Origin of the sequence: Silvanigrella sp., from assembly GCF_044369315.1 — a bacterium.
Taxonomy (GTDB): Bacteria; Bdellovibrionota_B; Oligoflexia; order Silvanigrellales; family Silvanigrellaceae; genus Silvanigrella.
This window is the reverse complement of sequence record NZ_JBIPMD010000108.1, coordinates 1-10,290: the sequence shown is the minus strand read 5'-3', so window position 1 is coordinate 10,290 and position 10,290 is coordinate 1. Positions and strand designations below refer to the sequence as shown.

The window sequence follows — 10,290 nt, the reverse complement described above, 5'->3', positions numbered from 1 at the left end:
AAAGATTGGTTACCTTGGAATTATCTTGATACTATCAACAAAATCAAAAACCACTCTCTATAAAAAATTTAATTCCATTCATTGTGTTTGTAAAATGCACTTATTGGGAGGACACATCTTGAATAAACTTTTCAGTTTCACCAGGAATAGGATAAATAGAATCTAGTTTTGTAAATCCATAATTAAAATCTTGATTTGTAAATATATCTTTTCCATCAAGAAGGGAATTAAAGTTTTTAAAAACATCTAATAGAGAAATATTTATTTTACGATAAGGACTACTTTCCATATTATCTAATTCATTTTTTAAATAATTATTGTAAAAGCTGATTACATTAGAAATATTTTTCGAAAATTCTAATTTATCTTTTTTATCATCAAGGCCTTTTTCATATTTCATATCTAAAGTTAGTGGTGTTTTTCCAAAATCTGGAAGATTTAAAACTAAAAAATGTCTTCCCCCTCTATCACTTAAAGTTTTAATTTGCGAAATAATATTATCTACAGCTCTTTTAGAAACTGTTCTTGAACCATTAATGGAATCAGGATATTTAAAAAAATCTTCAGAATACATTGTTTGTTCAAAGGTTGAAATATAGTCATTCGCACCTATCCATAAAACAAATAATGTTTCATCTGGATTAGATATATAATAAGACTTACTATTATAAGAATCATTAGTTAAATAATTATTAATATAATTATTAATATAATCTCTTGAACTTCCTGTTACAATATTTCTTCCATAGGAAACAATATAATCCATGAAGTCTTTAATGTAAAAATTATTGTTACCTTCTGTTTTTGCACCACCAAATGAAAAATTTAATATTGGTAAATGAGCTAGTTTTTTTAAATAATCATTCCAAATAAATCCATCTGAAAATCTTCCAAACCAAAATGGATATGATGGCATGACTTTTGTCCATCTTTTTAAATTACCAGAATCAGAAAGACTATCTCCAAACAAAACAATTTGTTTGATATATCCTTTATTTGGATCATCTATTTTAAACCGAATTGGATATTCGTATCCATCATAATTAGAACGAGACGCTTTAATATCATATAATTTGTAATTTTGGTTTGATTTCCAAAAAAATGTACCTTGTGTTATTGCTTTTTGGCATTGTTCTCTAGCAGTTTCATAACTTATATTTTCTGCATAATAGAAAGCATCTACAACTTTTCCCTTTAATTTAACATAGCTCGAATTATTTAAGTCGATTGCCCAAAAATAATTTGTCATTGCTCCAGGTATTAAAGTGCTTGCTTTCATAAGAGAGGGGTTATGTGAATTCTCACCACGATTTGTATCGTAATAATAGCAAGCCATATAATAATCTGCTGCTATAGCAACAATGGAATACTTCATAAATAAGCATAAGAAGAAAATATTTTTAAAATTAATAAATTTTTTTATAACCATAATAATTCCTTTATTTCTTATATATAAATATTTAAAATCCACCTATTTTTACTAAAGCAATTCTTGTGCCATATGTGTTTTTAAAATTAAATTTATATTATTTATAGAATATAGCTGTTTTTTTGAATTTATAAGAGTTTTTGATAAAAATAAATTTAATTTAGATTATATATTTCTTAATTGTTAATAGATTTATAATCTGTAATTGATAATAAGTTATTGATAAATTTTTAATCTAATCAAAGGAATTTTGTTTTATTAAGGGATTAAGAAGAGAATAACTCTTCTTTTTGAAGAGGAAAGATTATTTTAAACCATTTCTATTAAACCAGCAGCTCCCATACCAGTACCAATACACATAGTAACAATCCCATATTTAAGATTATGTCTTTTCATACCATGAACGATTGTTGCTGTTCGGATAGCGCCAGTTGCACCAAGGGGATGTCCTAAAGCAATTGCTCCACCTAAAGGGTTTACTTTTGAAGGGTCTAATCCTAAATCATGAATAACGGCCAAGCTTTGTGCAGCAAATGCTTCATTTAATTCAAACCAATCGATATTATTTTGTTTAATACCAGCCTGTTTTAAAACTTTTGGAATAGCTTCTTTTGGACCAATTCCCATAATTTCTGGAGGAACTCCTGCAACAGAAAAACTCACAAATCTTGCTAAGGGAACAAGATTATATTTTTTGATTGCTTTTTCGCTTGCTAAAAGAATAGCGGCAGCGCCATCACTCATTTGTGAGCTATTTCCTGCGGTAACACTTCCTCGTGCCGCAAAAACAGGTTTTAATTTTGCTAATGCTTCAATAGTTGACTCTGCTCTTGGTCCTTCATCATGGATAATTACTTTGTTACTTGTAATGATTTCCCCAATTCTTCCAGGAGAAGCATCTGTTATTGTATAAGGAATAATTTCATTTTTAAATTCACCTTTTTTAATTGCTTCTGTAGCTCTTCTGTGACTTTCTAAAGCAAATAAATCTTGTGCTTCTCTTGTTACTTTCCATTTATCAGCAACCTTTTCTGCTGTCATTCCCATTCCATAAGCAATACCTATGTTTTGATCCGTAAAAAAAGAAGGATTCATCACAACTTTATGACCCATCATGGGGATAAGGCTCATGCTTTCTGTTCCTGCGGCAACCATTAAATCGGCTTCTCCCAATTTAATTCTATCTGCAGCCATGGCTACTGCTTGAATTCCTGAGGAACAAAAACGATTGATCGTCATTCCGGGAACTGAATTTGGGTATCCTGCTAATAAAAGGGAAATACGAGCGACGTTCATTCCTTGCTCTGCTTCAGGCATGGCGCAGCCTACGATAACGTCACCAATTTCGTTTGGATCGATTTCGGGTGCTTGAATTAATAAACCTTTTAAGCAGTGAGCAAGTAGATCATCTGGTCTTGTTACTTTATATACACCTCGAGGAGCTTTACCCACAGGAGTTCTTATTGCGGCACAAATGTAAGCATCTTGAATTTGTTTTGACATATGGAAACTCCTTCTTAATTTCTTAGTGGTTTGCCATTTTTTAGCATGAATTCTATTCTTTGCTGCGTCTTATTTGTTTTTAATAGTTCCATAAAGAAACGATATTCTAATTCAAGTAACCATTCGTCAGTTACCATGTTACCTTGTTCAATCTCTCCACCACCTAAAATGGTTGCTACTTTTTTTCCAATTTCAAAATCATGCTCAGAGATAAAACCACCAGCTAACATATTTACAAGAGCTGCTTTAAAGGTTGCAATTCCACCTTTTCCAGTGACGATTATGTCTCTTGATTTTAGAGGTGGACGATAGCCAGATTCATACATTCCTTTTGCTTCGGCGGTAGCAACATAAAGTAACTCATTTGGATTAAAAATGATGGTGTCGGATGCTCTTAAATAACCAAGTTCTTTTGCATCTTCAGCACTTCTTGATACTTTTGCCATTGCAATATTTTCAAAATATCTTTGCAAAAATGGGAAAATATTTCCTCCTTTTGCTTCGCGGCTTGCACGCAATGTAAACTCTTTACAACCGCCTCCTGCAGGAAGAAGTCCAACTCCCACTTCAACAAGTCCCATATAAGTTTCAAGTGCTGCTACTGCTTTAGAGCAGTGCATCACAAATTCACATCCTCCTCCAAGTGCAAGTCCTTGAACGGCTGCGACTGTAGGAATTAATGAATGTTTTAATGCCATGGATGCTTCTTGAAAACGTTTTACCATTGTCTCAAGAATGGTGAAGTTATTTGTTTGTAATGCTTGTGTTACTTGAGCAAGATTTGCACCTGCGCTAAAAGGAGATTCAGTTTGCCAAAGTACCAAACCTTTAAAGTTTTTTTCTGCTACTTTAACAGATTCGATCACACCATCTAAAACATCGGAACCAATGGCATGCATTTTACTTTTAAAAGAAAGAACTGCTATGTCTGGATCAATATTCCAAAGACGAACACCATCATTTTCAAAAATGGTTTCACCATAGGAGTGTTTTTCACCTAAAACTTTTTCAGGATAATGTTGTCTTAAGTAAACTGGAAGTTTTCTTCTCTCTTCATTTATTTTTTTAGTTGGTGAATAACTTCCTTCTGCAAAATGCACAGCAACACGATTTTGATCTGTTACCCATGTTGGTAGAGGCGTATTTGTTATAGACTTTCCAGATGCAATATCATTATTTATAGCTTCTGTAATTAATTTCCAGCCAGCCGCTTGCCAAGTTTCAAATGGCCCCATGGACCAACCGTATCCCCAGCGAATAGCTAAGTCGAGATCTCGTGCATTTTCAGATATATCTTGTAATTGAACGGAACAGTAATGAAATAAATCTCTGAAAATAGACCATAAAAATTGAGCTTGAGGATTATCTGATTTAATTAATTGTTTAAATTTTTCAGAAGGGTCTTTTATTTTTAAAATAGCTTCAACAGAAGGATCCACTTCTTGTTTACTTAAACGATAGTTTTGTAATTCAAGATCAAGAACATGAATTTCTTTTCCATTTTTTTTGTAAACCCCGGCTCCCGCTTTTTGTCCTACGGCTCCTTTAGATATTAAGGTTTGTATCCAATTTGGTACCTTAAAAATGGAATGCCATGGATCATTTGGCAGAGTATCTCCCATTGTTTTAATAACATGAGCGAGAGTATCAATTCCAACAACATCTAACGTTCTATAAGTCGCACTTTTTGCTCTGCCAATTGAAGTCCCAGTTAAAGCGTCAACAGTATCAAAACCTAAGTGAAATTTATCGGTATGGTACATTGTTGCTAACATAGAAAAAACACCAATTCTATTTGCAATAAAATTTGGGGTGTCTTTTGCACGAATCACACCTTTTCCAAGTGTTGTTGTTAAAAAGGCTTCTAATTGATCAAGAGTTTTAGAGTCTGTTTCTTTTTGAGGTATGATTTCAACAAGCGTCATATACCTTGGTGGGTTAAAAAAATGAATTCCGCAAAAATTCTTTCTTAAATGCGAGGGCAATACCTCAGATAAAGATTGAATTGATAAACCAGATGTATTTGTTGCAAATATGGCATGTGATGCGATTTTAGAAGAAACTTTTGAATAAAGATCTTTTTTCCAGTCCATTCTTTCACTAATTGCTTCAATAATTAAATCACATTGTTCAAGAAGATTTATATCATTATCATAATTTGCTGCAGTGATATAGTTTACTTTTGATTTTACAGAAAATGGAGTTGGCTCTAATTTTTGTAAAAACGCTAAAGATTTTTGGACAATACTATTAGGATGTCCTTCTTTAGAAGTAAGATCAAATAAAATAACTTCAACATTTGCATTTGCTAAATGAGCAGCAATTTGTGAGCCCATTACACCAGAACCTAAAACGGCTACTTTTCGAACTAAAAAACGATTTTCATTTGCCATTTTTAACCTCGCATTTAAAACGTAACAGAACATATACGACTTCTAGGTTGCGCTGGAGTGTAAACTTTTAAATTTGATTTGACAACTTTAAGTGATTGCATACCTTTTTTGTAAAGAAAGCTGATGTTAGAATTTCTTTGTTAATTTAATTAATTGGAGGAAAGAATGGCTAGCTTTAAAATAAAGTCTACTTCAAGTATCTTTTTAACCGTTTTAGGTAGTGGTTTAGGGAATGTTGTTGAATGGTATAGTTTCTTGGCTTATGCTTATCTTACTCCTGTTTTATCAAAACTTTTTTTTCCTGATGTTAGTGAAAAGAAAAGTATAATTTATGTTTTTTTAATTTTTGCAATTGGATTTTTGGCTCGCCCATTTGGCGCCATTTTTTTTGGTTATTTAGGTGATAAAGTAGGAAGAAGAAAAACATTAATTATATCCCAATTATTAATGGCAATTCCAAGCTTAATTATTTGTTTTATTCCAACACATGAACAAATTGGTTTCAGTGCTGCAATTATTTTATCGATATTAAGATTTGTACAAGGTTTTTCAATTGCGGGTGAATACACAACCTCTCTTTGTTACATTTCAGAAATGAGTCCTAAAAAACGGAGAGGCTTATATACAAGCACAGTCCCTTCAAGTACAGCAATTGGAATTTTAATTAGTTCATTTATTACTCTTGGTATAATTCATTATTTTGAAAAAAATAATACTCTGTATACTTATGGATGGAGAGTTAGTTTTTTTATAGGATTTATTTTAAATACATTAGTTATTTTTATTCGTCTCATGCTTAAAGAAAGCTCTGTTTATACTAGTCAAAAGAAAGAATTGGGGAAAATATCGTTCAAAAAATTTCTTTCTCTTTTAGCAAAAAAAGAGGTTATTAAGTTAATTACTATTGTTGTTTTATTAGTCGCTGCTTATGCATATTTTTATCAATTAATTTATATTTGGAATCCTACATTTTTGGAATCTTATTTAAAAAAATCGAATGATTTCGCTCTTTCAGTAAACGGTTTTTCAATGATAGTTTTTTCCATTTTTATATTAATTGGAGGATTTATCTCTGATTATACAGGAAGGAAAAAAGTAATAATTTATTCAACTGTTTTTATGATTCTTGCTTTTGGGCCTTTATTTTATTTGTTGGCAAATATGAATGAAAATATGTTTATTTATCTTTATATGTTTATTTTGTCTATTTCTTTTGGACTATATGTTGGAGCTTCAAGTTCTTTATTTGCAGAAATTTTTGAAACTAAAATTAGAGCAACAGCTTTATCTCTTTCTTATAACATTCCTTATGCAATAATAGGTGGTTTAACTCCTGCTTTGTTGTCTGCTGTATTATTTCAAGGGAATTATTTATTTATAATATTAATTACAATGGTAATAATGTTGGTTGCCTTTATCACGTCAATTTATCTTAAAGAAACATACAAAAAGAATCTTTAGATAAGTAAATGTTGCATTTGCATTAAGACAGAAACAATTTTATTTGATAAATTATTAAATTTAGAATTGTTTCCGGTTATATCTGATTCATTTATGATTTCCCCGTCTACAATATTTGCTGCTTCTTTATGGAAATCAGCATGAATGGATTTTAATTTAAGATAGTTTTTGTTGGTTGAAAATTTATTTTCAACTTTATAAATCCATTTACCTAAATCACAAATATTGTCTTTGCAAACCATGTTTCGATCAAGAGATTTGTCCGGATTTTTTAAATAATGAAACAATTTCACTTTCCATGCGGTATGGGCTTTTACGGCATCATCAAAGTTCATTGGAAATCCTTTAACTATAATTAAATAATTAAAGAAAATAATATTATTATTTTTAGATTATGTAAAGTTATTAAATGAATTTTTGATTTCATATTAAATACAAAAAGGTTTAAATGAATATAATTTCATTTAAACCTTTTTGTATTTATAATACTATTTTTTATATTTTATTCTTTGAAGTATGCAAACATTTTATTTTGAATTTTACTTCTTAAATTTTCTGGAACCATGCCAACTTTTTTGATAAAAATATTTCTTTGAACAGTTAATATTTGATTGCAAGTAATGTACGATTCACAAAAAAGGCCAGTTTGTTTACTTCCTTCAATTGCAATAGCAGAGTAGCTTCCTAGGCAATGAAGTAATATTGGTAATACCGTAGGCGCATGATAAGTGTCTAAATAGCTTTGTCCAGTTACAATAATGCAGTAATTAATTTCATTTTTTTCTTCAGATATTTGAGATAATATTGCTGGATCGGTGAGTTGAGTTAAATCTATTTTCCAAATTTCCCATTGTTTCATAATGAGTTTTCCTTCCATCAGAAAATATATGTTTAAATAACGAGGTTGAAAAACTCGATAAATCAAATTAACAAAACAAAAAAAAATTGTCATCTTATTTTTAGTGTATTTATGAAATTAATTATATAAGTTATTATAGATATTTATAGAAATAAATAACTATATTTAAGTATAAATTAATGAATTAAGTATGTTACCTTGTTTCTAATGTTTTTTAATTATTTATCTAAATGTTTAGATATATTATTAATATAAGTTCATAATATTATGTTATGTTTGAATATTATTTTATTTAGGTTTCGTCTTCAATAATGAATATTTTCATTATTGAAGACGAAAGTTCCTTCATGATTAAATAAAAAATCATGTAACAAATTGAAAATATTGTTAAAAAATCAAAATACGACCTCTGCCTATATTATATCTAAAATAAAATGAATTTTAACCATCGAAATCTTGCCAATTTGTCCTTTAAAATATAGTTTTCATCTCTTTGTAAGCCTCTTAATGGAGATAAAAATGGAAGAATGGGATTTGGTTGTCATAGGAGGTGGTGCAGCAGGGTTTTTTGGAGCTATTGCCTGCGCAGAGGCTCACCAAGGAGCTAAAGTTCTCATATTAGAAGCAACAGGCCGAGTTCTTACTAAAGTAAAAATTTCGGGTGGAGGTCGTTGTAACGTAACGCATTTTCAATATGATCCGAAACAACTTGTTACTTATTATCCACGAGGCCAAAAAGAACTTGTCGGTCCATTCCATCGTTTTCAACCGAAAGATACTGTTTCTTGGTTTCAAGAACATGGTGTCGAATTAAAAGTTGAAGAAGATGGGAGAATGTTTCCCATAACAAATGACTCTCAAACAATAGTGGACTGTTTAACGAGCGCTGCAAGAGAATCAGGAGTTTTATTAAGAAAAAACAAATTGGTTGAAAATATTGTTAAAGTTACAAATGGTTATGAATTATTCGTAAAATCTGAGGAACCCATTTTTGCTAAAAATATATTATTAGCAACAGGTAGTATGCCTTATGGAGTTTCTTTAGCCGAAAAACTAAGCCATAAACTAATTTCACCAGTTCCTTCTTTATTTACTTTTCAAATAAAAGATCCATTATTAGATGATTTACCTGGTATTTCTTTTTCTAAAGTAAAAATAATTTTAAAAATAGAAGGTATTTCAAAAGATTTTATTCAGGAGGGGCCGTGTTTAATTACTCATTGGGGGTTAAGTGGTCCAGCAATATTAAAATTATCTGCTTTTGCTGCGAGAGAGCTTTACCAATCAAAATATAAGGCATGTATTATTGTAAATTGGCAAGGAAATTTAAAATTTGATTCGGCATTGGAAATACTTGAAAAATGTAAAAAAAATTCTCTAAAGAAAAAAATTACGAATGAAAATCCTTTTCAATGTGTAAAAAGATTCTGGGACTCCTTATTAAAAGTTTCAAATATAAATGAAGATCAAATTTATGCTGATGTAACAAAAAAACAATTAATTGATTTAGCAAATAAAGTAACGCAAACAAAATTGGATGTATCTGGAAAAGGTGTTTTTAAAGAGGAGTTTGTAACAGCTGGTGGGGTTACTAGAGATGAAATCGATTTTAGAAATATGGAAAGTAAAATTCATCAAGGACTTTATTTTGCAGGAGAAACTGTTGATATAGATGGGATAACAGGTGGTTTTAATTTTCAAAATGCTTGGACCGGGGGGTGGCTTGCAGGTAATGATATTGCTAAAAAACTAAAAATAAATTTTTTGTAAAGTTATTTCTTCATTTTAATATTTCTTTTATTTTTGCTTTGTATTCTTTTGATTCTCTAACTTCTTCAAGATTTTTCCATATTTTTTTTGCAAGTTCAGGGTCTTCTTTTACTAGTTTATGAGATAAAATCAAAAAATATGATTTTTTTTCAAGTGGCGGATCTAGCTTAATGACATTTGAAAATTCTTTATTAGATTTTATTGTATTATCCGCTTGAAAAACAAGCATAGCGGCAGCGTCTAGGTTTCCTTTAGAAACATTATTTATGAGAGCTACCGAGGTTTTAGCGGAGTCTTCTACAGTATCAATATTTTTCATCTCTTTTTGTTTATTTAATAAATCAACAATGGAAAAGCCGCTTTGAGCCCCAACTTTTTTAGCTCCTGTTATCTTACTTCCATCCCAATGAATGTTGCTTCCCTTTTTAATATAAAGAGCATATTCAGAGGTATGAGTTCGTTTAGAGTCATCTGGTTTTCCTTCTTTTGAACCCAGAGGAATACCAGGATAAGCTCCATTTTCTAGTCGATCCGCTTTGTAGCTACCAGCAAAGACACCATCAAATTTGTTTTCTTTGAGTTCTTCTAAACAGCGCTTCCAAGGGGCTGCAGTAAATTTGATTTTTATATCTGTCAATTTCTTTTCAATTTCTTGAATTTCAATCATATTGAGTCCTGAATTATTCTTCATAATCCATGGGAATGATTCACTATCTTCATGGCAAAAAGTCAATTCTTTTGCATTTAAAGGGTTCATTAGCATAAGGCTAGAGACAAAGTGTCCTCCCAATAAGTGCATTTTACAAACACAATGAATGGAATTAAATTTTTTATAGAGAGTGGTTTTTGATTTTGTTGATAGTATCAAGATAATT

General features: G+C 30.5%; 8 protein-coding genes. 2 read left to right on the top strand and 6 right to left on the bottom strand.

All coding sequences use genetic code 11. The features are described from left to right. Window positions 1-100 precede the first annotated feature (100 nt). The 3 genes from ACIQ56_RS09870 to ACIQ56_RS09860 form a co-directional block, all read right to left on the bottom strand. Window positions 101-1,429: an SGNH/GDSL hydrolase family protein gene (locus ACIQ56_RS09870; protein WP_397600895.1), complete on the bottom strand. Its 1,329-nt coding sequence runs from the start codon at window positions 1,427-1,429 to the stop codon at window positions 101-103. A 309-nt stretch (window positions 1,430-1,738) separates the two neighbouring features. Next, window positions 1,739-2,932, bottom strand: a complete 1,194-nt coding sequence (locus ACIQ56_RS09865; protein ID WP_397600894.1) for an acetyl-CoA C-acyltransferase — start codon at window positions 2,930-2,932, stop codon at window positions 1,739-1,741. A gap of 14 nt (window positions 2,933-2,946) precedes the next feature. Continuing rightward, window positions 2,947-5,325: a 3-hydroxyacyl-CoA dehydrogenase/enoyl-CoA hydratase family protein gene (locus ACIQ56_RS09860; RefSeq protein ID WP_397600893.1), complete on the bottom strand. Its 2,379-nt coding sequence runs from the start codon at window positions 5,323-5,325 to the stop codon at window positions 2,947-2,949. Between the two features lie 165 nt (window positions 5,326-5,490). Here ACIQ56_RS09860 and ACIQ56_RS09855 point away from each other — a divergent pair, with 165 nt between their 5' ends. Next, window positions 5,491-6,786: an MFS transporter gene (locus ACIQ56_RS09855; RefSeq protein WP_397600892.1), complete on the top strand. Its 1,296-nt coding sequence runs from the start codon at window positions 5,491-5,493 to the stop codon at window positions 6,784-6,786. Here ACIQ56_RS09855 and ACIQ56_RS09850 read toward each other — a convergent pair. Together ACIQ56_RS09850 and ACIQ56_RS09845 are read right to left on the bottom strand one after the other, a co-directional pair. Further along, the gene (locus tag ACIQ56_RS09850) at window positions 6,783-7,121 is read right to left on the bottom strand and encodes a CZB domain-containing protein (protein ID WP_397600891.1); all 339 of its coding nucleotides are present in this window, start codon (window positions 7,119-7,121) and stop codon (window positions 6,783-6,785) included. The two genes, ACIQ56_RS09855 and ACIQ56_RS09850, sit on opposite strands and share 4 nt — an antisense overlap. A gap of 167 nt (window positions 7,122-7,288) precedes the next feature. Next, window positions 7,289-7,645 (bottom strand): type II toxin-antitoxin system PemK/MazF family toxin, encoded by a 357-nt coding sequence (locus ACIQ56_RS09845; RefSeq protein WP_397600890.1) that lies wholly within the window; start codon window positions 7,643-7,645, stop codon window positions 7,289-7,291. A gap of 519 nt (window positions 7,646-8,164) precedes the next feature. Here ACIQ56_RS09845 and ACIQ56_RS09840 point away from each other — a divergent pair. Further along, a complete protein-coding gene (locus ACIQ56_RS09840; RefSeq protein ID WP_397600889.1) occupies window positions 8,165-9,415 on the top strand; it encodes an NAD(P)/FAD-dependent oxidoreductase in 1,251 nt (416 codons plus the stop codon). A 10-nt stretch (window positions 9,416-9,425) separates the two neighbouring features. Here ACIQ56_RS09840 and ACIQ56_RS09835 read toward each other — a convergent pair. Then, window positions 9,426-10,290 (bottom strand): substrate-binding periplasmic protein (locus ACIQ56_RS09835; RefSeq protein ID WP_397600888.1); only part of this gene is annotated, 865 nt, incomplete at its 5' end.

Excerpts from the sequence above, each read along its gene's own strand:
- ACIQ56_RS09870 (WP_397600895.1), bottom strand. The coding sequence starts at position 1,429 with ATGGTTATAAAAAAATTTATTAATTTTAAAAATATTTTCTTCTTATGC.
- ACIQ56_RS09865 (WP_397600894.1), bottom strand. The coding sequence starts at position 2,932 with ATGTCAAAACAAATTCAAGATGCTTACATTTGTGCCGCAATAAGAACT.
- ACIQ56_RS09860 (WP_397600893.1), bottom strand. The coding sequence starts at position 5,325 with ATGGCAAATGAAAATCGTTTTTTAGTTCGAAAAGTAGCCGTTTTAGGT.
- ACIQ56_RS09855 (WP_397600892.1), top strand. The coding sequence starts at position 5,491 with ATGGCTAGCTTTAAAATAAAGTCTACTTCAAGTATCTTTTTAACCGTT.
- ACIQ56_RS09850 (WP_397600891.1), bottom strand. The coding sequence starts at position 7,121 with ATGAACTTTGATGATGCCGTAAAAGCCCATACCGCATGGAAAGTGAAA.
- ACIQ56_RS09845 (WP_397600890.1), bottom strand. The coding sequence starts at position 7,645 with ATGAAACAATGGGAAATTTGGAAAATAGATTTAACTCAACTCACCGAT.
- ACIQ56_RS09840 (WP_397600889.1), top strand. The coding sequence starts at position 8,165 with ATGGAAGAATGGGATTTGGTTGTCATAGGAGGTGGTGCAGCAGGGTTT.